Genomic DNA, 25,287 nt, shown 5'->3' on the forward strand with positions numbered 1-25,287 from the left:
TTCGGAGAAGAGGGACGGGCGGCACGACGAAGGGGCCGGACGATCGCGATGATCGTCCGGCCCCTCCGTGCCGCGGTGAGCGGCGGTGTACTAGACCAGCGATGCCTGACGGGCGACCACGGTCACCACGTCGTTCTCGACGGACAGGAAGCCGTCGTCGGCCTGCGCGGTGAGACGCGTTCCGTCCAGGGCCGTGACGCGCACCTCGCCGGTGGCGAGGATCGCGAGCATCGGCTCGTGGCCGGCGAGGATGCCGATCTCGCCCTCGACGGTGCGAGCCGTGAGCTGCTTCGCCTCTCCGGACCACACCTCGGCGTTCGCGGACACGACGCTGACCTTCAGGGTCCCGGCCATGATCAGCCGTTCTCCTTCTGGATCTGGGTCCACTTCTCCTCGACGTCCGAGATCGAGCCGACGTTGAAGAACGCCTGCTCGGCCACGTGGTCGAACTCGCCCTTGGTGATCGCGTCGAACGACTCGATCGTGTCCTTCAGCGGGACGGTCGAGCCCTCGACACCCGTGAACTTCTTCGCCATGTAGGTGTTCTGCGACAGGAACTGCTGGATCCGGCGCGCACGCGACACCGTGATCTTGTCCTCCTCCGACAGCTCGTCGACACCGAGGATCGCGATGATCTCCTGCAGCTCCTTGTTCTTCTGCAGGATCTGCTTCACGTTCGTCGCCACGCGGTAGTGGTCGGCGCCCAGGTACCGGGGGTCGAGGATGCGCGAGGTGGACGTGAGCGGGTCGACTGCCGGGTAGAGGCCCTTCGACGCGATCTCGCGGGAGAGCTCGGTGGTCGCGTCGAGGTGGGCGAAGGTGGTCGCCGGCGCCGGATCCGTGTAGTCGTCGGCGGGGACGTAGATCGCCTGCAGCGAGGTGATCGAGTGTCCGCGCGTCGAGGTGATGCGCTCCTGGAGCACACCCATCTCGTCGGCGAGGTTCGGCTGGTAGCCCACCGCGGAGGGCATGCGGCCCAGGAGGGTCGACACCTCCGAGCCGGCCTGCGTGAAGCGGAAGATGTTGTCGATGAAGAGCAGCACGTCCTGCTTCTGCACATCGCGGAAGTACTCCGCCATGGTCAGTGCCGACAGGGCGACGCGCAGACGCGTTCCCGGCGGCTCGTCCATCTGGCCGAAGACGAGCGCGGTCTTGTCGAAGACGCCCGCCTCCTCCATCTCGGCGATGAGGTCGTTGCCCTCACGGGTGCGCTCGCCGACGCCGGCGAACACCGACACTCCACCGTGGTCCTGCGCGACGCGCTGGATCATCTCCTGGATGAGGACGGTCTTGCCCACGCCCGCGCCGCCGAACAGGCCGATCTTGCCGCCCTGCACGTACGGAGTGAGCAGGTCGATGACCTTGATGCCGGTCTCGAACAGCTCGGTCTTGGACTCGAGCTGGTCGAACTGCGGGGGCTTGCGGTGGATGGGCCAGCGCTCGGTGATCTCGAACGACTCGCCGTTGATCTTCCCGTCGGCGTCGGCGTTGAGCACCTCGCCAATCACGTTGAAGACCTTGCCCTTGGTCACGTCGCCGACCGGGACCGAGATCGGCAGGCCGGTGTCGTGGACCTCCTGGCCGCGGACGAGTCCGTCGGTGGGGTTCAGGGAGATGGCCCGGACGAGGTCGTCGCCCAGGTGCTGCGCGACCTCGAAGGTCAGCTTGCTCGAGACGCCCTCGACCTCGACGTGCGTGTAGAGCGCGTTGTAGACCTCGGGGATCGCGTCGTGGGGGAACTCGATGTCAACGACGGGGCCGGTGACGCGGGCGATGCGGCCGATGGCCCCGCCCGACGTCCCGGTCGCCGCCTCAGGTGCGGTCAGTGTCATTGCTACTTCCTTCTGTGGTCTCACCGCTCCCGGAGGGCGGAGTCGAAACTGTGTGGAGCGGAGCCCTCTTACTTGGAGGAGGACAGGGCGTCGGCGCCGCCGACGATCTCGGCGATCTGCTGCGTGATCTCGGTCTGGCGGGCGTTGTTGGCGAGACGCGTGTAGGTCTTGATCAGCGTGTCCGCGTTGTCGCTCGCCGACTTCATGGCCTTCTGGCGTGCCGCGTGCTCCGAGGCCGCCGACTGCAGCATCGCGTTGAAGATGCGGCTCTCGACGTACACGGGCAGGAGGCGGTCGAGGACCGTCTCGGGGTCGGGCTCGAACTCGTAGAGCGGGTACAGCTCGCTGTTCTGCTCCTCGGCGCCCTCGACGACCTCGAGCGGCAGCAGCCGGACGACGGTCGGCTGCTGGGTGACCATGCTGACGAAGCGGTTGTAGACGAGGTGGATCTCGTCCACGCCGCCCTCCTCGTCATCGAGGTTGTACGACTCGACGACCGCGTCCGCGATCTCCTTCGCCGTCTCGAACACGGGCTGGTCGGTGCCGCCCGTCCAGACGCGGACGCTGGCCCGCTTCCGGAACGAGAAGTACGCGTTCGCCTTGCGGCCGACCAGGTAGAAGACGACCTCCTTGCCCTCGCTGCGCAGCAGCGCGGCCAGCTCCTCGGCCTCCTTGAGCACGCTCGAGGAGAACGCGCCGGCGAGGCCGCGGTCGGAGGTGAAGATCACGATCGCGGCCGTGTCCAGCTTCTCGCGCTCGGTCGTGAGCGGGTGCTCCACGTTCGAGTAGGTCGCGACAGCGGACACGGCGCGCGTGATCGCGTTCGAGTACGGCGCCGCGGCAGCGACGCGGTTCTGCGCCTTCTGGATGCGCGAGGCCGAGATCAGCTCCATGGCCCGAGTGATCTTCTTGGTCGTCTGGGCCGAGCGGATCTTCGACCGGTAGACCCGGAGTTGCGCTCCCATGTGTCTCCTGTTGTTCTAAAAGTGGCGAATCGTCGGGGTGCCGCTGGTCAGCGACGGCCCTTGACGATCTTCTCCTGGCCGACCTCGTCGGCCGCGATGGCCTGGTGCTCCTCGCGCCCGACCGAGGCGAGCGGCTTGCCCTCACCGGTCTGGAACTCCAGCTTGAAGCCGTCGACGGCACGGTTGAGCTCGGCGACGGTGTCGTCGGAGAGCACGTTGGTGTCGCGGAGGGTGTTCAGCACCTGGGTGTTGCGGCCCAGGTAGTCCAGGAGCTCGCGCTCGAAGCGCAGCACGTCGGAGACCGGGACCTCGTCGAGCTTGCCGTTCGTTCCGGCCCAGATCGAGACGACCTGCTCCTCGACGGGGTACGGCGAGTACTGCGGCTGCTTGAGCAGCTCGGTCAGGCGGGCGCCGCGGGCGAGCTGACGGCGCGAGGCGGCGTCGAGGTCGGAGGCGAACATCGCGAAGGCCTCGAGCGAGCGGTACTGCGCCAGCTCGAGCTTCAGCGTGCCGGAGACCTTCTTGATCGACTTGACCTGCGCGTCGCCGCCGACCCGCGAGACCGAGATGCCCACGTCGACCGCGGGACGCTGGTTGGCGTTGAAGAGGTCGGACTGGAGGAAGATCTGGCCGTCGGTGATCGAGATCACGTTGGTCGGGATGTAGGCCGAGACGTCGTTCGCCTTGGTCTCGATGATCGGGAGACCGGTCATCGAGCCGGCGCCGAGCTCGTCGGACAGCTTCGCGCAGCGCTCCAGCAGACGGGAGTGCAGGTAGAAGACGTCACCCGGGTACGCCTCGCGTCCCGGCGGGCGGCGCAGGAGCAGCGACACGGCGCGGTAGGCCTCGGCCTGCTTCGACAGGTCGTCGAAGATGATCAGGACGTGCTTGCCGCCGTACATCCAGTGCTGGCCGATGGCCGAGCCGGTGTAGGGGGCGAGGTACTTGAAGCCGGCGGGGTCGGAGGCGGGGGACGCGACGATGGTCGTGTACTCCATCGCTCCGGCGTCCTCGAGCGCGCCCTTCACCGAGGCGATGGTCGAGCCCTTCTGGCCGATGGCGACGTAGATGCAACGGACCTGCTTGTTCGTGTCGCCCGACTCCCAGTTGGCCTTCTGGTTGATGATCGTGTCGATCGCGATGGCCGTCTTGCCGGTCTGGCGGTCCCCGATGATGAGCTGGCGCTGGCCACGGCCGACCGGGATCATCGCGTCGATGGCCTTGATGCCGGTCTGCAGCGGCTCGTGGACCGACTTGCGCGACATGACGCCGGGAGCCTGGAGCTCGAGGGCGCGGCGGCCCTCGGAGGCGATCTCGCCGAGTCCGTCGATCGGGTTGCCGAGCGGGTCGACGACGCGGCCGAGGTAGCCGTCGCCGACGGGGACCGAGAGGACCTCGCCGGTGCGGGTGACCTCCATGCCCTCCTCGATGCCGGAGAACTCGCCGAGGACGACGACGCCGATCTCGTTCTCGTCGAGGTTCTGGGCCAGGCCCAGGACGCCGTTGGAGAAGCGGATGAGCTCGTTGGCCATGACGCCGGGGAGGCCCTCGACGTGGGCGATGCCGTCGGCGGCGTCGATGACGTAGCCGACCTCGGTGGTGGAGGCCTTGCCCGGCTCGTACGACGAGACGAAGTCCTTCAGCGCGTCGCGGATCTCATCCGGGCTGATGGTGATATCTGCCATGGGAATTCCTATTCGTTGGGTCCGTGCGAGCCGAAGAGGTCGTCGGGGCCTGACCTGGATGGTGCGGGGGTCGAGGGCAGTGCCCTCTGAGGATACGTGCGCCCGTCAGGACGCGAGCTGGAGCTTCAGGTCGGACAGCCGTGCGGAGACGGTTCCGTCGATGACCTCGTCGCCGACGTGCAGGCGCATCCCGCCCAGGAGGGAGGGATCGACCACGACGTTGACGGAGACCGGTCGGCTGTACTGGCGCGTGAGCGCCGAGCGGAGCCGGTCGAGCTGCTCGGGAGCGATCGGTGCGGCGACCGAGACCGTGGCGAGGATGAACCCGCCCTGGTCGGCGACCACGCCGGCTGCGAAGCGGACGAGCTCCGGGATGCGTCGACCGCGCGGGTACGCGATCAGCTGTCGGAGGATCGCCAGCGTCTCGGCCGCGGCCTTGCCCTCGAGGAGGCGCTGCACGAGCGCGACCTTCGAGTCGGCGGCGGCGAGCTTGCTGCCGAGCGCGAGCTCGAGCTGGGCGTCGGAGGCGACGACCTCGCCGAAGGAGTGGAGCTCCTTCTCGAGGTTGACGCCCTCCGGAGCGGAGGACGCGATCGCGCGGACCCCGACCTCCTCGACCCCGGCGACCATGTCGCTCGGGCTCGACCAGCGGTGGCCGACGATCACGGTGAGCAGGCGCTTGGCCGGCTCGCCGAAGGGACCGAACACGCGGGCGACGAGAGCCTGCTTGCTGCTCGAGTCGGCGCTCGGGTCGGCGAGGGCCGCGCGCAGCTGCGCCTGGCCGTCGATGACCCGTGCGGCCTCGAAGAGCTGCTGGGCCGTGTCGAGGGACGCCTGACCGGCGAGGGCGGAGAGCTCCGCCTTCGCCGATGCGAGTGCCTGCCTGGACGCGCTGCCCATCAGTTGTTCGCCTTCTCCGAGGCCTCGAGGTCGGCGAGGAAGCGGTCCACGATCGCGGACGCCTTCGCGTCGTCGTTGAGGCTCTCGCCGATCACGCCGGAGGCGAGGTCGATGGCGAGGGTTCCGACTTCGGAGCGGAGCGAGACCACGGCGGCCTGACGGTCCGCCTCGATCTGGGCGTGCGCGTTGTGGAGGATGCGCTCGGCCTCGACCTGCGCCTGCTCCTTCTTCGCCGCCACGATCGCGTTGCCGTCGGCGTTCGCCTTCTCGCGGATCACTCCGGCCTCGGCGCGGGCCTCGGCCAGCTGGGCGGTGTACTTCTCGAGGGCGGCCTCGGCCTGTCGCTGGGCCTCGTCGGCCTTCGCGATGTTCCCCTCGATCGCGGCGGAGCGCGCGTCGAGCATCTTCTGCAGGCGCGGCAGGACCAGCCTCCAGAAGAAGAACAGCAGGATGAGGAAGATCACCCCCGACCAGAAGAAGTCGTAGAACTCCGGGATCAGAATGACCGCGGGGACGTCACCTTCTTCCGCAGCGATGTTCACAGCGGTGCTGAACACGACTACGCCGCGAAGATGAAGTAGGTGGCGAGGCCGATGAGCGCGAGCACCTCGGTGAACGCGATGCCGAGGAACATCGTGGTCTGGAGGCGGCCGGCCATCTCGGGCTGGCGCGCCATGGCCTCGACGGTCTTGCCCGCGACGATGCCGACACCGATGCCGGGGCCGATCGCTGCGAGGCCGTAACCGACCGTCGCGATGTTGCCGGTGAGTTCGGCGAGAACGGTGACTGAGTCCACGAGTGGGTCCTTTCAGTGGGGTGATCGTGAGAACGGGCGGGAGCCCGTGAGTAGTGGGGTCAGTGCTCCTCGGCGACGGCCAACTGGATGTAGACCGCAGCGAGGAGGGTGAAGATGTAGGCCTGCAGCACGGCGACGAGGAGCTCGAAGAGCGTGAACGCACCGCCGAAGGCGAAGGTCACGACGCCGAAGAGCTTGAAGCCCGGGTCGATCTGGGAGCTGAAGAGGAAGAACTGCGTGGCCGAGAAGCACAGCACCAGCAGGAGGTGGCCGACGATCATGTTCATCACGAGCCGCAGTGCGAGCGAGAGCGGACGGATGATGAACGTCTGCAGCAGCTCGATCGGCGTGAGGATGAAGTAGATCAGGAACGGCGCTCCGGGCGGGAACAGGGCGTTCTTGAAGAAGCCCATCCCCCGGTCCTTGATGCCCGCGTAGATGAACGTCACGTAGGCGACCAGGCCGAGGAAGAGCGGCATGCCCACCACGGAGGTCCCCGCGATGTTCAGGAACGGGACGATGCCGGTCAGGTTCATCGAGATGATCGCGAAGAAGATCGTCACGAGGATCGGGAGGAACCGGCGCGCGTCCTTCTCGCCGAGGATGTCCTTGGCGATGGTGACGCGGACGAAGTCGAACGCGAGCTCGACGACGTTCTGGAAGCGGCCGGGGACGAGGCGCAGCTTGCGCGTCCCGAGCCAGAAGAACAGCATCAGTGCGATGACCGCGATGAAGCGGACCAGCATGACGCGGTTGATCTCGAAAGGGGTTCCCTCGAAAAGGAAACCGGGCGGGAAGAACTCGGAGATCGACGGGGTGTGGAAGTCACTCTCACCGGTCGAGGACGAGACCAACAGGGTCACAGCGTTAGCAAACAGCGCTAGCTCCTGGAATTCGGGGCGTGGCACGTTGCAGCCGACCGAATCGAATCATTCGGACGCAACGCTCTCGCGACGACGAAAGGTGGGGTTTTCCGCTCGGACGGCGATCGTGCTCGACGACCGCCATCAACGATGAGACGATCTGAGGACACGTTCGCCTGCGGGATTCGTCCCTACTGTAGCAACAGAACGGCCTGAGAGCCGAATCGTGGTCCTCTCAGGAACCGTTCGGCTCGTCCTCATCGAGCGATGTCGCTGACGTTCGGCATGCGCGAGCGCGAGACGACGAGGACGTCGATCACCAGGGACCCCAGGACGGCGACGATGATCGTGACGAACATCGCGGTGCTGTTCAGCCACGGCTGATCGCGCAGGACCAGGGCGGCGATCACGAACAGCACGAACTTGGCGAGCCACGTGCCGAGGACGACGGCGAAGAACCCGCCGATGTCGAGGCGGTTGGCGACGAGGATGCTCGCGGCGGTGAGGAGCACCATCACGCCGCCGACGATCGCGCCGAGGAGGGCTCCGATCGCGCCCTCTCCCCCGGCGGCGATCCCGCCGACGACGGTGCCGAGAACGGCCAGGGCGAGCACGAAGAGGCCGCCCACGACCAGCGCGCGGCGCAGGACTGGGACGGACGCGGGCTGCGGACGGGGGGTGGCCGGGGAGGCTCCGGTCATGATGCTTCCTTCCGCGCCGTGGTCGGCGCTGTCGTGTCCCGGTCGATCGGGAGTCCGGCCGGCGGACGGAGCAGCTCCGTCGAGGACGCGCGGTCGAGGGGGTCGAGGACGGGTGAGGCCTCCGCGGACTGCGCCGCCGCCTCGAGCCGCTTGCGGCGGCTGAGCGGGGCGAGCGTGACGACGGTGCAGACCAGCAGACCGACTCCGAGGAAGACGAGCGGGACCCACAGCACGTCGACCACGAACATCAGCAGGCAGCTGACGGCGACGACGGCGGTCCACGCGTAGAAGATCAGCACGGCGTGCAGGTGGGAGTGCCCCATGTCGAGCAGGCGGTGGTGCAGGTGCTTCCGGTCGGCGCTGAACGGCGACTTTCCCGCGCGCAGGCGCCTGATCACAGCGAGGCCGAAGTCCATCAGCGGCACCACGAGGATCGCGAACGGCAGGATGATCGGGATGAACGCGGGCAGGAGCTCCTTCGCCGCGAGCTGGGCCGGGTCGATCTGGCCGGTGACCGCGATCGCGGAGGTGGCCATCAGCATCCCGATCAGCAGTGCGCCGCTGTCGCCCATGAACATCCGCGCCGGACGCCAGTTGATGGGGAGGAATCCGGCGCAGGCGCCGACGAGCAGGACCGCGATGAGCGAGGCCAGGTTGAAGTAGTCGGTGGGCGAGGTCTGCTGCACCAGCAGGTAGCTGTAGAGGAAGAAGACCCCGTTGGCGATCAGGGCGACGCCCGCCACGAGGCCGTCGAGGCCGTCGATGAAGTTGAGAGCGTTGGTGACCAGGACGATCGCGAGCACGGTGATGATCAGCGACATCCACGGCGAGCCGACGGTCAGGCCGCCGATCGGCAGGGAGACGATCTGCACGCCCTTCCAGGCGATCAGGCCGGCGGCGATCAGCTGACCGGCCAGCTTCGTGGTCCAGTCCAGGTCCCAGATGTCGTCGGCGACGCCGATGAGGACGATGAGCAGGCTCGCGCCGAGGATCGCGAGGATCGGCTCGGGATTGGCGAACACCAGCCGGAAGTAGGGCAGCTGGGAGGCGATGCCGAAGCCGACGAGGATCCCGAGGAACATCGCGATGCCGCCCAGGCGGGGGGTCGGCCGCGTGTGCATGTCCCTGACGCGGATCTTCGGGTAGAGCCGGTACTTCAGGCTCAGCTTCCAGATGACCCACGACAGCGCTCCGGTCACGAGCGCGACCGCGAGCGAGACGAGGGCGAAGGTGATCACCGGTTACTCACCCGGAGCGGAGTCGGTGCGGGCGGCGCCGGTGCCGGTCGTCGGCGCGTTCGTGCTCGACGAGCCAGGGTCCGTCGCATCGGCGGAATCGACGGGCGCAGAATCGCCGGGAGCGGAGTCGTCCTGCAGGCGGGCGCCGGAGGCCCAGTCGGGGCGCGCTGTCGGGGTCCGCTCGAAGGCGTACGGATCGCTGCCGGTCGCGGTCCCGTCGGGCTCCTGCTGGTCCTCGGCCTGCGCCGCGCCGGCCGTCGAGGCGTCGCGCTCCGACGTCTCGGCACGGGGCGCGTCCGGATCCGGCAGCAGGTCGCCGACGACCTCGCGGATCCGCTCGGCCGACACGACGCCCTGGCGCAGGATGCGCAGGGTGCCGCCCTCGAAGCTCAGCGCTGTGGCGTCGACGATCGTCGAGGACTCGCTGGCGCCCGCGGGGCGGTCGCTGTAGCGCGATCCGGCGGCGCCGGCGTCGAGATAGACGTCGACGGAGTCGCCGAGCTGGTCGAACGCCTCCTGTGCGGTCGTGGCCGAGGGCCGCCCCGTGCGATTGGCGGAGGAGACCGCCAGCGGGCCGGTCTCGGCGAGGAGCTCGATCGTCACCGGGTTGTCCGGCATGCGCAGCGCCACGGTCCCGCGCGTCTCGCCCAGGTCCCAGACCAGTGAGGGCTGGGCGTGCAGGACGATGGTGAGCCCGCCGGGCCAGAACTCGCGCGCGAGGTCGCGCACCGCCTCCGGCACGTTCTCGGCGAGGGCGTCGAGGGCGGCCACGTCCCCGATCAGGACGGGCGGCGGCGACTGCCTCGTCCGTCCCTTCGCGTCGAGCAGGCGCTGGACCGCGGCGGCGTCGAACGCGTTGGCCGCGACGCCGTAGACGGTGTCGGTGGGGATCACCACGAGCTCGCCGCGGCCGATGGCCGTCCGCGCGAGACGGGTGCCGGTCAGGAGGTCCGTGTCGACGGAGCAGTCGTAGATGCGTGCCATAACGGGTCGATGATACCGGCGCGGTCCGTGTCCGGACCGGCTGCGGCGCGGCGGTCGCGTCAGCGCCGCCCGAGGCCGGGGCTCGGCGGCCGTCGCAGCGGCGCCCGACCCGCGCCGGCCGAGGCCGCCGGAGCGCTTCCGTGAGGCACTCGGCCTGGCGTGGCGGGCGCCTCCGCCGACAGGACGCCCAAGAGCGCCACGGAGACGGCGAGCGTCGCGAGCGAGTGCTGATCGCCGAACCAGGCGGTGTTGTCGGCCATCCCGTGCAGGAACGTCCAGAGGACGGCGACGGCGAGCGCCCCGACGGCGACGGCCTCGTTCCGGGCGACCCGGAGGAGCAGGCGCACGACGGCGACGGTGGCGAGGAGGAGGAACGCGAGGACGGGGAGCGCGATCAGGAGCCCGCCGTTGGTCCACGCGGTGACGAGGAGGTTGTGAGGCGGGCGCGGCTCGCTGTGCTGGGTGAACTGCGACCCGCGCGCCAGCCACAGCTCCTGCCATCCGCCGTACCCCAGCCCCAGCAGCCAGTTGTCGGGGAACGCACTCGCAGCCAGGCGCAGGAAGTCGCCGCGGGCCCCGAGCGTGAGCAGGCCCGCCTCCGCCAGCTGAGGGAAGGACACAGCGACGGCGTACACGGCCGTGATCCCGGAGGGGATGGTGATCATCCAAGCGACCGGACCCAGGCTGCGTCCCTTGAGTCCGCGGATCGCGGCGACCAGCAGGGGCAGGACGATCGCGAGGACGATCGCGGTCTTGGACAGCGTGAAGAGGGCGCCGACCAGCCCGGCGACGGCGACGAGCAGGAGGAGCCTCCCCCGCTGCCGTCTCCAGACGGCGAAGGCCAGCGCGCCGGTCGTGGCCATGTACATCGAGGCGATGTTGCCGTTGAGGAAGAACCCTCCCGACTTCTCCTGCAGGACGTTGTTGAAGGACGTCGTGAAGATGTCCCGCACGTAGATGTCGGAGAACAGCACCGCGTCCGGCCACCGGAGGTAGGCGGTCTCCTGCACGGGATCGAGCTGGAAGAGGATCGTGAGCGTCACCTGGAGGAGGAACACGGGCGCCGCCCAGTTGAGGGCGCGGCCGACGACACGCCAGGCGCCGTCGCCGAGCCCGCGGACGGCCAGGTACGGAGTGAGGAAGGAGACGACGGAGACCACGTCGCGCAGCGCGGCCGCGCGTGCTCCGGAGTAGGTGAGCGCGAAGAGGGTGCCGGCGATCACGAGGAGGACCACGACCACGAACCGGTCGATCCGCCCGCCGCGCAGCCGCGCCACGGAGTACGGGAGGAAGAGCAGGCTCCAGGCGACCGGAGCGGTGACGGGGCCCAGGGTGTAGAGCTGCACGACGCTCAGCGCCAGGAGCACCGCGAGGAAGACGAGGACGATCCGCTCGTGCCGCCGCTGAGCGGGATCCGCCGGCACGCGCGACGGCCGCCCGCGGGTCTCCGGAGCGTCGGTGACGCGGGTCGCGGCGATGACGGAGGGACGAGAGGCGGTCGGGCGGCGGAGGAGGGCGTCGTCGGCGTGGCGGCCCATGTCAGAGCCGTTCCGCGGAGGTGCCGGTGGCGGCCTCCGTCTGGCGGAGCGGAGGAGCGGCGCGCCGATTCCGGGACGACGGGCCGACCTCTCGCGGCGGGAGGGTCGTCCGCGGGCGCCGGTCCGGAGCGGGAGGCGGATCGAGCAGCACGGGAGAGGCGGTGGCGTCGGCGGACGCGGGCGGGAGAGGGGATGCAGGTGGCATGTCGCGCCGACACTAATCGCGCGGCACGAGCCTCGACGGGCTTGGCGCGGAACGTCGATCCGCGTGCGCGCGGCGGCCCCGCGCCTCAGCCACGGGGGTCTGCCAGCAACTCGTCCGCGCGGCGGGCGATGCCCGGCCAGCCGAAGTCCGCCGCTCGGCGCCGCGACGCCGCAGCGACCTCCGCGCGTCGCCGGGGATCGCGCAGCGAGGCGATGAGGGCGGGGAGCTCCGCGAGGACGGCGTCCGCGACCTCCTCCTCCGTGCCCGGCGGGACGAGGACGGATCCGTCGACCACTCCGTCGGAGGTGCGCAGGATCTCGGGGAGGCCTCCGCGCTCGACCGTCACGACGGGGATCCCCCGCGAGAGCGCCTCCACCACCACCATCCCGAACGGCTCGTCCCAGCGGCAGGGGTAGAGCAGGAGCGCCGAGGAGCCGAACAGCTCCAGCAGGTCCTCGTGCCGGAGGAACGGGAGCCGGCGCACGGCGCCGGGCAGGGTGGCGACCGCCTCGTCGAGCGCTCGGACGTACGGGGTGGGCGTCGCATCGTCCCCGAGGCCCGATGCGCCGGCGATGACCAGTCGCAGATCGGCGCCGTGCTCGGTCCGCATCCGCCTCACGATCTCGACGGCCTCGCGGGCTCCCTTCTCGGCCACCAGTCGCCCGGCGAAGACCGCCTCCGCAGTCCCGCCGAGCGGCGCCGGCGGGACCTCGGGCGGAGGGACGACCCCGTTGTACAGGACGGCTGTGGTGATCAGGCCGTACCGGTCGACCGCTCGGGCGCGCAGGAACTCGCTGCAGAAGATCCACTCGTCGACCGCGTCGAGGTAGCGCCGGGCCGCGGCGGGATCGGGCGGCAGGTGATCGAGCAGGTCGTTGTGCAGGTGCGCGACGATCCGCCCCCGGTAGCCCAGGTGGCGCAGGCGCACGGCGTAGCGGGGGCGGTTGTGGATCCAGACCGTCGGGACACGGCGCAGCGACGGAGCGAGCACCAGCAGCCAGAAGCGCCCGCCGAAGGACAGCCGGCGCAGCTCGGCGCCCGGGTCGCTGTCGCGCCGATGCGCCAGGAGGAGTGCCGCGCGCCGCTGGACCGCGTAGATCCGCCGGTACAGACGATGGGGCCTGACGTCCACGCCCGGTGACGCCGACGACCACGGCGCGTGCACGGCGATCCGGAGCGAGGACCGGGACACCGTCTCGCGGACCCAGGTCGCCACGGCTCCCCCGCTGCCATCGAAGCGCTCCTCGGCGGCCAGCACCACGGCGACCTCGACCGGGGCGGCGGAGCCGGGCCGGAGCCGGGCGGGCAGTCGCGACAGGACGAGCGATCGCGCCTCGGCGATGTCGCGCCCCGGCGCCAGGAGGGCGGTCGCTCCCAGCACGAGGCCCGCGAGCGCCAGCTCCACCGGGAGCAGCCGCAGGGGCGCGCCCTCGGGGATCAGGCGGAGCAGGAGCAGCACGATCGCCATCGGTGCGGCGAGCAGCGGCCCCGCGGCGCACGCGCGCAGGAACGCGCCGAGGCGCACTCCGAGCACCACCCGCAGCACGGCGCAGGTGACGGCGAAGCCGAGAGCGCTCGAGAGCAGCAGCCCGCCGATCAAGCCGTCGAGTCCGAACAGCACTCCCCCGCCGACGATCATCGGGACCGTGATCGCGGTCTTCACGATGTTCACGACCAGCCCGAACCGCACCCGGTCCATCGCCATCAGGATGAAGCCGACCGGATTGCCGATCGCCCGCACCGCGCCCACCACCGTCAGTGCGCTCGTCATGCCCGCGATCCAGCCCCAGCCGGATCCGTAGAACAGTCGCACGATCTCCTCGGAGCGCAGCGCCACCAGCATCAGCGGCGGGATGCTCGCCATGCTGAGCACCGCGGTGACGCGGAGGTGGTTCCGCGCGACGCGCTCGCGGTCGTGCTGGATCGAGGAGAACACCGGGAACATCACCCGCGTCACGATCGGGTTGACCCTCGCGGGGAGGTTCACGGCGAGGTTGTATCCCAGGGTGTATCCGCCCAGCTGGGCCGGTCCGAGCAGGCGGCCGATCGCGAGCGAGCCGGCGTTCGAGCCCAGGTAGTTGACGATGCCGTCGAGGGTCTGGAACACGCCGAAGGAGAGGAAGCGGGCGGTCTCGCGGATCCGGAACCGGAATCGCAGTCGGAACCAGCGCCGAGCCTGCACGAGGGCGAGCACGGACCGCAGAGCCGCGGTCGCGACGAGCCCCCACGCGTAGGAGAGCGCCCCTGCTCCCGAGACCGCGAGGCAGACCGTCAAGGCGAAGCCGCCGACGAGAGCGATCGTCTCGGACACGGCGACCGCTCGGAACCGGATCCCCTTCTCGAGCACCGCTCTCGGCACCTGCCCGGCTGCGCTGCCCACGAACACGAGCGAGGCGACGGTGAGGACCGGCGCCGCGGCGGCGGACCCGAGCAGGGAGGCGATCGGTGCGGCACCCAGGAGGACGGCGACGGTGACCAGGAGCCCGACGGAGAGGTTGAGCCAGAAGACCGACGAGAGCTCGAAGCTGGTCGCCCGCCGGCGCTGGATGATCGCCTGGGCGACCCCCATGCCGAGGAAGATGTCGACGAACGCGTTGAGCAGGGCGACGATCGCGATGATCCCCATCTCGGAGGGGTCCAGCAGTCTCGCCAGGAGCGCGAACTGCCCGAGCTGCACGACGAGCGCGACGGCGAACGAGACCGCCGTCCAGGCGGTCGCGTCGACGGTGCTCCGGCGCAGGCTCACCTCTCCCGCCCGGCGGAGGCCGGACGGAGGCCCGGTCGCGGATCGTCGGCGCGGTGCTCGGCGCGGCTCATCCGCGATCTCCGTCCGTCGTCGTCGGCATCGATCGGCCGGCCGCCCGGTCGTAGAGGTCCTCGAGGTCGCGGATCCGCTCGGCGAGGTCGAACGAGGCGAGCACGCGCTCCCGCCCCTCCGCGCCCATCCGCTCCGCGCGGTCCGGGTCCCGGAGCAGGGCGGCGAGCGCCCCGGTGAGGCCGGGCACGTCCCCCTCCGGGACGAGCAGCCCGGTGACGCCGTCCTGGACCGCCTCCGGGACGCCGCCGTGGCGGTACGAGACGACAGGGACGCCTGCGAGCGCGGCCTCGAGGAAGACCATGCCGAAGCCCTCGGAGTCGCCCGTCGCCGCGGTGCGAGACGGTGCGCAGAAGACCGCGGCGCCGGCGAGGATGCGGGCGACCTCGGCGGGGGGCAGGGAGCCGGTGAAGGTCACCCGCAGGCTCAGCCTCGCCGCCTGCTCGACGAGCGCCTCCCGCAGGTGGCCGTCGCCGACGACGGTCAGGAGGACGTCGCGGATCGGTCCGGGGAGGGCGGCGACCGCCTCGAGCAGATCCGGGACGCCCTTCTTGTCGGTGAGGCGTCCGACGAAGACGATTCCCGCGCGCTCCGCAGCCGGTGCGGCCTCGGGGCGGGAGGTCGGGACGCCGATGTAGCCCACTCCGGTGCGCCGCGGGTCCGCCCCCAGGCGCAGGAGCCCGTCGGTGATGAAGTGGGAGACCCCGATCACCGCGTGCGCGGTGCGGAAGACGGCGCGGGCCTCGAGGGCGCGGTGAGCGCGGGCGAGAGGTCGGAGCAGGCGCGGAGCCCCGGTCGCGAGCGGCCAGCTGGTCACGTCGTAGCCGTGCCCCGTCACGACGAGCGGGAGGCGCCTCCTCCGTGCGTACCGGGCGATGGAGACGGCGTCGATGAGGAAGTGCGCATGGATGAGGGCGGGCCGGTGCTCATCGACGATCGCGTCGAGCCGTCGTGATACTCCGAACCACCGCAGGAGGAGGGACCGCCGCCCGCGAGGGGTGATCGGATCGTGCAGGACGATGTCCGTGCGGTCGTGGAGGACGCCCGAGCCGGTGCGCTCGAGGCCCACTCCGAGGGCGCGCCAGCGCTCGAGTCCGTGCATCTGATTGCGGACGAACGTCTCGGAGTCCTGCAGCCACGCGCGCTTCCAGACCAGGACCAGCGGCCTCTCGCCGGCGACGCCGCCCGCGTGCTCAGCGGACGGCACGGCGCACCCGGTAGCGGAGGGCCGCGACCACGCTCGGCAGCACCCGCACGGCGTCGCCCAGATAGCGCCGCCAGAGCCTGCCGGGCTCCCGGCTGAGCCGGTGCGCCCACTCGAGGCCGAGGCGCTGCACCACGAGCGGCGCCCGCGGGATCTCGCCGGCGAGGAAGTCCACGGCGGCGCCGACGCCGAGGCACACCGCTCCCGTGCCACCGACGGCGAGCAGGCGCTCGCGGACCTCCTCCTGCTTGGGGGAGCCGAGGCAGAGCGCGACGATGCGGACGTCGGCCGTGCGCAGAGTCGAGGAGAGGCGGGCGAGGTAGGCGTCGTCCGCGAGCTCGGCCGGCTCCGGCGAGACGACGACCGGAACCTGGAGCCCGGCGAAGCGCTGCTGCAGCTCGGCGGCTGCGCGATCGCCGACTCCGGGGCGTCCGCCGATGAGAGCGACCGGCGCACCCTCGAGCGCCGCGCGGCGGCAGACCTCGGTGAAGAGGTCGATGCCCGTCACGCGGCTCGCCGTGCGGTGGCCGTACGAGCGGGCCAGCCAGACCAGAGGCGCCCCGTCGAGCACCACGAGGGACGCCCGGCCGTAGTACCGCCGGAACTCGCCGGAGTGCTTCCAGCGCACGAAGTGGTCGGTGTTCGGCGTGACAACCAGCTCGTCGCGGCCGCTCCGGGACAGCTCGAGCACGGCCTCCGCCGCCTCGTCGAGCGTGGTGATGCTGGCCGGCATCCGCTCGATGCGGCCGGTGATGTAGGAGGTCATGCCGGTGCTCCTCGGGGGTCGGTGCGGGAGGGAGGGAACGGAGCGGAGGTGCGGAAGGGGCCGGTCGCGGCGGCGTGCACGGGGACGGTCACGTCGTCCATCGGGTGCTCCTCCGATCGGAGAGCCGGCGGCGGGTGTCGTGCACGGCGTAGAGGATCCGGCTGAGCGCCGTGAAGGCGGCGGGGACGTGCTTGAGCACCAGCCCCAGGACGAGCAGCCGCGGCGTCCGCGCGGAGCGGAGCACACGGACGTGCCGCAACGCCTCCGATCCGAGTCGGACTCCGGTCTCGACGAGCACTGGGTCGGAGTTCTGGCGGATCGGGGTGAGCGCGACGGGGACGGCGTAGAACCAGGTCGTGAACCAGTCCGACAGCGGGCGCGGCACCTCCTCGAACGTACGGGCGAGCGCCGAGCGCATCTCCTCGGCGCAGACCAGGAGGTTCCGGAGGTCCGGGTCGCGCCGACGGGTGATCGAGGACGCCGTGTGGACGTAGGAATAGAGGATCTCCGGCACGAAGAGCACCCGTTCCGACGCCTGGACCGCCCGCAGCACACCGACGAAGTCGGACTGGGAGCTCAAGCGCGGGAAGAGCTCCTCCTGCAGGACGGTGCGGCGGAAGAGCTTGTTCCAGAGGAAGCCGTGCAGGCGCCCGGACGCCATCCGCTCGAGAGCGAGTTCGGACGAGACCAGTTCGCGCCGGTCGAGCCCGTCGATCACGCGTCCGGAGGTCGACTGCCGGGTGCGGTAGAGCGCCCGGCAGGCGACGACGTCGGCTGCCGTCCGCTCGGCCTCGGCGGTGAGGGTCCGGAGGATCTCCGTGTCCCATTCGTCGTCGACGTCCACGAACCAGACGAACTCGGAGTCGATGCCGTCGAGGGCGCGGTTCCGGGCGGCAGCGACGCCGCCGTTCTGCTCGAGGAGCAGGACCCGGGCGTCCTCGCGTCCCTCGGCCCACTTCTCGAGCACCTCCGCCGTGCCGTCCGAGGACGCGTCGTCGACGAGGACGACCCGCATCCCCGGTCCGAGAGTGAGTGCGAGCCGCGCGAGGAAGCCGTCGAGCCGGGCGATCGCGTTGTAGCAGGGAGCCACGACGGTCACCGAGTGCACGCCCCCGCTCACCGTCGGCCCCCGAGCTCGCGGTAGGCGGCGACGACGGGTCCGAAGACGGCGTCGGGCGAGGCGGCCTCGTCCACCCACGCCTTCGCGCGGTCGGCCTGCATCAGGAGCCCCTCGGGTCGCTCCAGAGCGGCGGCGACGAGCTCGGCGATCCGCTCCCCGTCGGCGTCGGCGGGGAGCAGGAGGCCCCGACCGTCGGCGAGCAACTCGCCCACACCGCCGACGTCGGTCGCCACGACCGGGCGACGGCGGGCCATCGCCTCCAGCATCACGAGCGGAGTCCCCTCCCACCGCGAGGTCGACAGGAGGAGGTGCGCCGCGTCCAGCGCTCCGGTCACGTCCGCCGACGGACCGGCGAAGTCGACCACTCCGGCCCCCCGGGCTCGCTCGCGCAGCACCGGCAGCATCGGACCGTCGCCGAGCCAGGTGCCGGTGACGGGCCGGACCCGGGCGAGGGCCTCGACTGCCGCGAGGAAGCGGATCGGGTCCTTCTGCTCCGCGAGCCGCCCGATGCCGAGGACGCGGACGACCGGCTCGGCGAGTTCCGGCGCGAGCGCGGGCTCCGCGGTGACGTTCGCCGGGGCGTTGCCGGTGACCACGACGCGCTCCTGCGGGCGGCCGTAGCCCTCGACGACCATCCGCCCCACGGAGGCGGAGACGGCGAACACCCGCCGGGAGCGGAAGGAGAGCGCTCGACGGTCGATCCCGGGCAGCTCGGTGTGCGCGTGCTCGACCACGGGGACACCGAGCGCGGCGCCGACGAGGAGGGCCAGCAGAGCCTCGCGGCGCTGGTGGGCGTGCAGGACGTGCGGGCGGAACCGGCGGACGGCGAGTGCGATCTCGCGCAGATCGGCCGCGAAGCCCTGTCCGGGTCTCGGCACCACGAAGACGGGCGACTCCTGCGCGGCGCGGTCGCTGAGCGGCCCGGGACGCCCCCAGTAGGCGGTCTCGCAGCCGTGCTCGCGGCTCCACGCACCCAGGGAGAGGGCCACACGCTGCGCGCCCCCGTCCTCGAAGGAGTCGAGGACGTGCAGGATCCGCAGGGATCGGGAACGGGCGGCCCTCATGAGAGTGCCCCGTCGGGAACCGCGCCCGGGAAGCGGACGTCGAGTTCGGCCAGGACGGCGTCGACGTCGCGGCCCATCGTCCCGGGGTCGACGTCGTAGTGATCGGCGAGGAGGTCGACGACCTCGTCCCGGGGCCGGCGCTGCCGGATCGCGGCCTCGAAGACCGAGGCGGCGCTCAGCGAGAGCACGATCGGGGGCACCGACGGGCGGGACAGGTCGAGCACGTAGACCTGACGGTCCGTGCGCTCGACGGCGAAGCGCTGCGCCGGCGGCGCGCTGCCACCCTGCGCCTCGGCGGAGGCCTCCACCGGATGCACGGCGCTCGCCGCGGGGTCGGACGAGGCCGGGAGGTCGCTCACCGGCGCCGTGGCCACCGCGATCGCCTCGAACGAGGACGCCGGGCCCTGCTCCTCGCTGCGGCCGCTCAGCGCCACCCGGGCGAAACCGGTGAGGGCGGAGGGGAGGCCTCGGAGCGCCCGCAGGGTCCGCTCCCCCCGGAGCCGGAGCCGACGCCGGACCGTCGTCGCCTCGGGATGGCTCGCCTCGAGATCCGCGCGGGTGGGGAAGGCGGCTCTCAGCAGCAGGCCTCCCTTCAGGCGCCAGGGAGCGGACGCCACGGCGTGCAGCCAGTTGAAGGTGTGCCGGTCGGAGCTGCGGCGCACGTCCCAGAGAGTCTGGGCGTGCCGGTAGCGCTCCTCGGGCGCGGAGGGGACTCCCCAGGAGGTGAGGAGCTCCGTCATCGGCGTCTGCGCGCCGAGCTCGACGGCCGCGTCGCGGATCGCCTCGCGCTCCTCGCTCGGAAGGCCGGCGCCGTGCGCCTTCAGAACCGCCAGCGCCGTGGTCGCCGAAGCGGAGCGCGCGCTGCGCAGCTGGTGCAGGGCGTGCAGCACGAGGTGGTGCGCGCGTCCGGGGATCCGCAGGGTCTCGTCGCTCAGCGGCAGATCCTCGGCGGCCGCCCAGAGGCGGTCGAAGACGATCCGCTCCTCCTCGAAGGCACCCGGGAAGGAGCGGTGGACGTCGACGTCGCACGGCCACGAGGGGTGGACGAGCGTGATCGAGTGGTCGACGAAGAGCGTCCAGCTGAGAGCCTCGGCGCGGCGGCGCCAGCCCATCGAGGCGAGCAGCCCGAGAGCCTCGTCGAAGCGCTCGGGGTCGACCCAGAGGTCGACGTCGGCCGACGTCATCGGCGCGCGGATCCCCTGGCGGTGCAGACCCTCGCCCTTCACCACGAGGCTGCGGACGCCGTGCGTCCGCAGGGTGTACTGCACCAGCACGGCGGCCAGGCGCAGGGCGACGGCGTTCGGCAGCATCGCGTCGGCGGAGGCGCCGACAGCCGGGACCGGTTCAGGCGACACGGACGCGTCCCTCCGCGAGGGCGAGGATCTCCTCGGCCGCGACGGACCACGGGCGCTCCCGCGCGAGCTCGGCGGCTCCCCGGGAGAGAGCCGTCCACTCGCGCCGGAGCCGATGGAGGGCGTCCTCGTACTCCTCGCGCGTCGCGTCGTCGGAGAGGACCACGCCCGCCCCCGCCGCGCAGAGATCGGCCAGGACGCTCGACTCGATCGCGAGGACCGGCAGCCCGCTCGCCAGCGCGTCGAGTCCGGCGGCCGCGCCGGTCGTCGACGGCGTCAGGTGGGCGTACACGTGGGAGTGGCGGAGCACCTCGACGACGCCGTCGCGGTCCTGCTCGCCGACGGAGCGCAGCCCCGACGCGAGGTCGTCGGCGATGCCGCCGCCGTCGTCGATCACGGTGACGTACTCGGTGCCGTCCAGCCGGGCGAGGAGATCGAGCCGCTCGGCGCCCCGGTCGAGACCGGAGGCTCCCACGGCGGCGAAGCGGAGGGGCCCGTCGGGGGCGGACGGTGTCGGGAACGACGCGTCCGGCAGGCCCAGGGGCACGACCGTTCCCGCGAGGGCGGACGCGAGCCGCTCCGTCGGGGTGACGACGACAGCACCGCGGCGCTCCTCCTCGAACCGGAGGCGCGGGAGCGCCGGGAGGTCGTCGGCCAGGAGGACGGTCGTCGGAGCGAGCCCGGCGAGCTCCACGGCCGTCCCCGGGAGAGCCACCACGAGGTCGGGCCGCTCCGCGGCGAGCAGTCGGCGGGCCCTGCGCGTGACGACGGCGAGCCCGACGGACCCGGCGCCCCTCCGGCCGGCGGGCTCGAGGAAGCGGGCGAGCACGCTGGTGCGGAGCTCCGCCCCGCTGAACCCCTCCGGGTCACCGGTCACCACGACCACGCGGTGTCCCTGGCGGCGCCAGGCGCGCTCGAGCGGAGCCGCGTGCCAGGCATCAAGGGCGACGATCCCGATGGTCAGCACGGGCGGACTCCCCCCGTCAGGGGGAATCGGCGGCAGGGACCGGGAGACGTAAGGAGCGCGGAGTCCCGCTGGTCGATGACCTCGTGCACAGGGCGGTACCTCTCTCCGTCGCGGCAGGCGGAGCCGCGGACGTCGGAGAAGTTATCCCCGTGCCCGGCGGCCTCCGAGTGGGAGGCGCGATACGGACGCGGAGGCGGCGTGCGCGCCGCTCACGGAGTCGGATCGCGTCGGCAGCGGTCGCTCGACCGTCAGTCCCCGCCACGGGTTCCGCGCCCGCTGCACCGGCATGCGGAGGCACCGAGGCGCCGCCGATAGAGTCGGCTCCGTGACCCTCTCCCCGCAGATCTTCACGCTCCCCTCGGCGGTGCAGCGGACCCCCGCCGCCGCTCCTCACCCGGGGCTGCTCCGATGAGGGGCATCGTCCTCGCGGGTGGTTCGGGGTCGCGGTTGTGGCCGATCACCAAGGGCATCTCGAAGCAGCTGATGCCGATCTACGACAAGCCGATGATCTACTACCCGCTGTCGACGCTGATGATGGCCGGGATCGACGAGGTCCTCGTGATCACGACCCCCGAGTACAACGACCAGTTCCGCGCCCTGCTGGGCGACGGGTCGAGCCTGGGCATGCGGATCGAGTACGCCGTGCAGCCCTCCCCCGACGGGCTCGCGCAGGCGTTCCTGATCGGCGAGGAGTTCATCGGCGACGAGTCCGTCGCCCTGGTCCTGGGCGACAACATCTTCCACGGCACCGCCCTGGGCACCGCCCTCGCGGCAAACACCACGATCGAGGGCGCCGTCATCTTCGCCTACCAGGTCGCCGACCCGCGCGCCTACGGAGTCGTCGAGTTCGACGAGCACTTCCGAGCCGTCTCCATCGAGGAGAAGCCCGAGCAGCCGCGGAGCAACTACGCCGTTCCCGGCCTCTACTTCTACGACAACGACGTCGTGGCGATCGCGAAGACGATCACGCCCTCGGCCCGCGGCGAGCTCGAGATCTCGACGATCAACGAGCGCTACCTCGAGGCGGGGCGGCTGAACGTCCAGGTCCTCGACCGGGGAACGGCCTGGCTCGACACCGGGACCTTCGATTCCATGATCGAGGCGACCGAGTTCGTGCGCGTGATCGAGCAGAGGCAGGGGTTCAAGATCGGCTGCATCGAGGAGATCGCCTGGCGCAACTCCTGGATCGACGACACCCGCCTCGCCGAGCTCGCCGCACCGCTGGTCAAGAGCGGATACGGCGCCTACCTCCACCGCCTGCTCAGCCTCGAAGGCGTGAACGCGGGCCGCTGAGCCCGGCCTCCCCCGACCTTCCCGACCTCCAGGAGAACCCGTGCGGATCCTCGTCACCGGCGGTGCCGGCTTCATCGGCAGCAACTTCGTCCACCTCACCCTGCGCGAGCGTCCCGACGCGCGGATCACCGTGCTCGACAAGCTCACCTACGCGGGCAGCCGCGACTCCCTCGCCCCCGTCGCCGACCGAGTGCGGCTGGTCGAGGGCGACGTCGCCGACGCCGAGCTGGTGGACCGGCTGGTCGCCGACGCGGATCTGGTGGTTCATTTCGCCGCGGAGTCGCACAACGACAACTCCCTGCACGACCCGACGCCCTTCCTCGCGACGAACGTCATCGGCACCTTCGCGCTCCTGCAGGCGGTGCGCGCGCACGACGTGCGGTACCACCACATCTCGACGGACGAGGTGTACGGCGACCTCGAGCTCGAGGACCCCGCGCGCTTCACCGAGCACACCCCCTACAACCCCTCCAGCCCCTACTCCTCGACCAAAGCCGCCAGCGACCTCCTCGTGCGCGCCTGGGTGCGCTCCTTCGGCGTGCGCGCCACGATCTCCAACTGCTCCAACAACTACGGCCCCTACCAGCACGTCGAGAAGTTCATCCCCCGCCAGATCACCAACGCCATCGACGGCATCCGCCCCAAGCTCTACGGCACTGGCGCCAACGTCCGCGACTGGATCCACGTCGACGACCACAACACCGGCGTCTGGGCCATCATCGACCGCGGCGAGATCGGCGAGACCTACCTCATCGGCGCCGACGGCGAGAAGAGCAACCTCGACGTCGTCACCCGCATCCTCACCGCCTTCGGACAACCCGAGGACGCCTTCGACCACGTCACCGACCGCGCCGGACACGACCTCCGCTACGCCATCGACTCCACCCGCCTGCGCACCGAACTCGACTGGCGCCCCCGCTACACCGACTTCGACGCCGGACTCGCCGCCACCATCGACTGGTACCGCGCCAACGAGGACTGGTGGCGCCCCGCGAAGGCCGCCACCGAGGAGAAGTACTCCGCTCAGGAATGAGAGAGGAGAAGCACTCCCCACAGAAGCAGGAATGAGACGCGGAGAGGCAGAGCAACCGTCGGTGACTCATTCTCCTTCTCCAGCTACCCTCTCCGGGGGACGCTCCAGAGGCCGAAACAGGGCCTGACGGGGCCTCCTGTGATTTCGGCGAAACGTGACCTTGCTACGGTTACGCCCGTGCTCATCTCCTCTCCTCCGGCAGCCGCCGCCGGCGGGACCTGCTCCGCTCAGGAACCGCTCCGTGCCTCCGCCGCTCCTGTGTCGAGAGGGCTTCATCTGTGAGGGGCATCATCCTCGCGGGTGGTTCGGGGTCGCGGTTGTGGCCGATCACCAAGGGCATCTCGAAGCAGCTGATGCCGATCTACGACAAGCCGATGATCTACTACCCGCTGTCGACGCTGATGATGGCCGGGATCGACGAGGTCCTCGTGATCACGACCCCCGAGTACAACGACCAGTTCCGCGCACTGCTGGGCGACGGGTCGAGCCTGGGCATGCGGATCGAGTACGCCGTGCAGCCCTCCCCCGACGGGCTCGCGCAGGCGTTCCTGATCGGCGAGGAGTTCATCGGCGACGAGTCGGTCGCCCTGGTCCTGGGCGACAACATCTTCCACGGCACCGCCCTGGGCACCGCCCTCGCGGCGAACACCACGATCGAGGGCGCCGTCATCTTCGCCTACCAGGTCGCCGACCCGCGCGCCTACGGAGTCGTCGAGTTCGACGAGCACTTCCGAGCCGTCTCCATCGAGGAGAAGCCCTCTTCTCCGAAGAGCACCTTCGCTGTTCCCGGCCTCTACTTCTACGACAACTCCGTGATCGGGATAGCCAAGAGCATCAAGCCGTCCGCGCGCGGCGAACTGGAGATATCGACGGTCAACGAGCGGTATCTCGAGGCCGGTGCTCTCACTGTCCAGGTGCTCGATCGGGGAACGGCCTGGCTCGACACCGGGACCTTCGATTCCATGATCGAGGCGACGGAGTTCGTGCGCGTGATCGAGCAGAGGCAGGGATTCAAGATCGGCTGCATCGAGGAGATCGCCTGGCGCAACTCCTGGATCGACGACACCCGCCTCGCCGAGCTCGCCGCACCGCTGGTCAAGAGCGGATACGGCGCCTACCTCCAGCAGCTGCCCGCTCTCGCGCGGGGATCATCCTCCGTCTGAGCGCCCACCGGAGTCCGCCCGTGTCGTCGATCGCGACCCGGGCGTCCGACGCCTTTCGTCCCTTCCTCGAACCAGTAGGAGCACTCGTGCGGATCCTCGTCACCGGCGGTGCCGGCTTCATCGGCAGCAACTTCGTCCACCTCACCCTGCGCGAGCGCCCCGACGTCCGGATCACCGTGCTCGACAAGCTCACCTACGCCGGCGACCTCCGCTCGGTAGCGCCGGTGTCGGACCGGATCACCTTCGTCGAGGGCGACGTCGCCGACGCCCCGCTCGTCGACCGGCTGGTCCGGGAGTCGGATCTGGTGGTGCATTTCGCCGCGGAGTCGCACAACGACAACTCCCTGGAGGATCCGGCGCCGTTTCTGGCGACGAACATCCTCGGGACCGCCGCCCTGCTCGAGGCGGTGCGCCGGCACGACGTGCGGTACCACCACATCTCGACGGACGAGGTGTACGGCGACCTCGAGCTCGAGGACCTCGCGCGCTTCACCGAGCACACCCCCTACAACCCCTCCAGCCCCTACTCCTCGACCAAAGCCGCCAGCGACCTCCTCGTGCGCGCCTGGGTGCGCTCCTTCGGCGTGCGCGCCACGATCTCCAACTGCTCCAACAACTACGGCCCCTACCAGCACGTCGAGAAGTTCATCCCCCGCCAGATCACCAACGCCATCGACGGCATCCGCCCCAAGCTCTACGGCACCGGCGCCAACGTCCGCGACTGGATCCACGTCGACGACCACAACACCGGCGTCTGGGCCATCATCGACCGCGGCGAGATCGGCGAGACCTACCTCATCGGC

At 70.8% G+C, this 25,287-nt stretch carries 22 protein-coding genes and 1 pseudogene; 4 read left to right on the top strand and 19 right to left on the bottom strand.

From position 1 onward, the window contains the following. Positions 1-90: 90 nt before the first annotated feature. The 19 genes and pseudogenes from C5D04_RS06030 to C5D04_RS06120 all read right to left on the bottom strand — a co-directional run bounded on the left by C5D04_RS06030 (position 91) and on the right by C5D04_RS06120 (position 20,995). Entirely contained in the window at positions 91-354 is a 264-nt protein-coding gene (locus C5D04_RS06030) for a F0F1 ATP synthase subunit epsilon (protein ID WP_104223026.1), read from the bottom strand. Positions 355-356: 2 nt separating this feature from the next. Beyond that, entirely contained in the window at positions 357-1,832 is a 1,476-nt protein-coding gene (atpD, locus tag C5D04_RS06035) for a F0F1 ATP synthase subunit beta (protein ID WP_104223025.1), read from the bottom strand. Positions 1,833-1,900: 68 nt separating this feature from the next. After that, positions 1,901-2,797 carry a F0F1 ATP synthase subunit gamma gene (locus C5D04_RS06040; RefSeq protein ID WP_104223024.1) on the bottom strand — a complete coding sequence of 299 codons (897 nt, stop codon included), beginning with the start codon at positions 2,795-2,797 and terminating at the stop codon, positions 1,901-1,903. A gap of 47 nt (positions 2,798-2,844) precedes the next feature. Next, positions 2,845-4,482, bottom strand: a complete 1,638-nt coding sequence (gene atpA, locus C5D04_RS06045; RefSeq protein ID WP_104232702.1) for a F0F1 ATP synthase subunit alpha — start codon at positions 4,480-4,482, stop codon at positions 2,845-2,847. Positions 4,483-4,587: 105 nt separating this feature from the next. Continuing rightward, positions 4,588-5,382: a F0F1 ATP synthase subunit delta gene (locus C5D04_RS06050; protein WP_104347396.1), complete on the bottom strand. Its 795-nt coding sequence runs from the start codon at positions 5,380-5,382 to the stop codon at positions 4,588-4,590. Next, entirely contained in the window at positions 5,382-5,939 is a 558-nt protein-coding gene (locus C5D04_RS06055) for a F0F1 ATP synthase subunit B (RefSeq protein ID WP_244229449.1), read from the bottom strand. Before C5D04_RS06055 ends, C5D04_RS06050 begins: the two co-directional genes overlap by 1 nt. Before the next feature lie 2 nt (positions 5,940-5,941). Further along, the gene (locus tag C5D04_RS06060) at positions 5,942-6,178 is read right to left on the bottom strand and encodes an ATP synthase F0 subunit C (RefSeq protein ID WP_055794702.1); all 237 of its coding nucleotides are present in this window, start codon (positions 6,176-6,178) and stop codon (positions 5,942-5,944) included. A gap of 59 nt (positions 6,179-6,237) precedes the next feature. Then, positions 6,238-7,041 (bottom strand): F0F1 ATP synthase subunit A, encoded by an 804-nt coding sequence (atpB, locus tag C5D04_RS06065; protein ID WP_068254016.1) that lies wholly within the window; start codon positions 7,039-7,041, stop codon positions 6,238-6,240. A gap of 257 nt (positions 7,042-7,298) precedes the next feature. Continuing rightward, on the bottom strand, positions 7,299-7,742 hold the full coding sequence (locus C5D04_RS06070) for a hypothetical protein (protein ID WP_104223021.1): 444 nt from the start codon (positions 7,740-7,742) through the stop codon (positions 7,299-7,301). Then, positions 7,739-8,980 (bottom strand): MraY family glycosyltransferase, encoded by a 1,242-nt coding sequence (locus tag C5D04_RS06075; protein ID WP_181065442.1) that lies wholly within the window; start codon positions 8,978-8,980, stop codon positions 7,739-7,741. The genes C5D04_RS06070 and C5D04_RS06075 overlap by 4 nt, the downstream gene beginning before the upstream one ends. A gap of 303 nt (positions 8,981-9,283) precedes the next feature. Beyond that, positions 9,284-9,964, bottom strand: a pseudogene (locus C5D04_RS06080) (L-threonylcarbamoyladenylate synthase); the annotation flags it as partial. Between the two features lie 59 nt (positions 9,965-10,023). Beyond that, positions 10,024-11,502, bottom strand: a complete 1,479-nt coding sequence (locus C5D04_RS06085; protein ID WP_104347398.1) for an O-antigen ligase — start codon at positions 11,500-11,502, stop codon at positions 10,024-10,026. A 290-nt stretch (positions 11,503-11,792) separates the two neighbouring features. After that, positions 11,793-14,453 carry an MOP flippase family protein gene (locus C5D04_RS06090; protein WP_104347399.1) on the bottom strand — a complete coding sequence of 887 codons (2,661 nt, stop codon included), beginning with the start codon at positions 14,451-14,453 and terminating at the stop codon, positions 11,793-11,795. Positions 14,454-14,520: 67 nt separating this feature from the next. Beyond that, positions 14,521-15,729, bottom strand: coding sequence for a glycosyltransferase (locus tag C5D04_RS06095; protein WP_104347400.1), 1,209 nt, complete (start codon positions 15,727-15,729; stop codon positions 14,521-14,523). Next, a complete protein-coding gene (locus C5D04_RS06100; RefSeq protein WP_104223015.1) occupies positions 15,716-16,492 on the bottom strand; it encodes a WecB/TagA/CpsF family glycosyltransferase in 777 nt (258 codons plus the stop codon). The genes C5D04_RS06095 and C5D04_RS06100 overlap by 14 nt, the downstream gene beginning before the upstream one ends. 88 nt (positions 16,493-16,580) lie before the next feature. Then, positions 16,581-17,600, bottom strand: a complete 1,020-nt coding sequence (locus C5D04_RS06105; protein ID WP_181137676.1) for a glycosyltransferase family 2 protein — start codon at positions 17,598-17,600, stop codon at positions 16,581-16,583. An 8-nt stretch (positions 17,601-17,608) separates the two neighbouring features. Further along, on the bottom strand, positions 17,609-18,676 hold the full coding sequence (locus C5D04_RS06110; protein WP_104232710.1) for a glycosyltransferase family 4 protein: 1,068 nt from the start codon (positions 18,674-18,676) through the stop codon (positions 17,609-17,611). Next, positions 18,673-20,031 (bottom strand): PqqD family peptide modification chaperone, encoded by a 1,359-nt coding sequence (locus tag C5D04_RS06115; protein ID WP_104232711.1) that lies wholly within the window; start codon positions 20,029-20,031, stop codon positions 18,673-18,675. Before C5D04_RS06115 ends, C5D04_RS06110 begins: the two co-directional genes overlap by 4 nt. After that, positions 20,021-20,995, bottom strand: coding sequence for a hypothetical protein (locus tag C5D04_RS06120; RefSeq protein WP_104232712.1), 975 nt, complete (start codon positions 20,993-20,995; stop codon positions 20,021-20,023). The genes C5D04_RS06115 and C5D04_RS06120 overlap by 11 nt, the downstream gene beginning before the upstream one ends. A gap of 408 nt (positions 20,996-21,403) precedes the next feature. Here C5D04_RS06120 and rfbA (C5D04_RS06125) point away from each other — a divergent pair, with 408 nt between their 5' ends. From rfbA (C5D04_RS06125) to C5D04_RS06140, 4 genes are all read left to right on the top strand, one after another. Beyond that, positions 21,404-22,288 carry a glucose-1-phosphate thymidylyltransferase RfbA gene (rfbA, locus tag C5D04_RS06125; protein ID WP_104232713.1) on the top strand — a complete coding sequence of 295 codons (885 nt, stop codon included), beginning with the start codon at positions 21,404-21,406 and terminating at the stop codon, positions 22,286-22,288. Between the two features lie 40 nt (positions 22,289-22,328). Continuing rightward, complete coding sequence (rfbB, locus tag C5D04_RS06130) at positions 22,329-23,321, top strand: dTDP-glucose 4,6-dehydratase (protein WP_104232714.1); 993 nt, start codon at positions 22,329-22,331, stop codon at positions 23,319-23,321. 278 nt (positions 23,322-23,599) lie between these two features. Continuing rightward, complete coding sequence (gene rfbA / locus C5D04_RS06135; RefSeq protein WP_104232715.1) at positions 23,600-24,484, top strand: glucose-1-phosphate thymidylyltransferase RfbA; 885 nt, start codon at positions 23,600-23,602, stop codon at positions 24,482-24,484. A gap of 86 nt (positions 24,485-24,570) precedes the next feature. Further along, the coding region (locus tag C5D04_RS06140) for a dTDP-glucose 4,6-dehydratase (protein WP_104347402.1) at positions 24,571-25,287 on the top strand (717 nt) is incomplete at its 3' end.

It is taken from the genome of Rathayibacter sp. AY1D2 (genome assembly GCF_002932695.1).
Taxonomy (GTDB): Bacteria; Actinomycetota; Actinomycetes; order Actinomycetales; family Microbacteriaceae; genus Rathayibacter.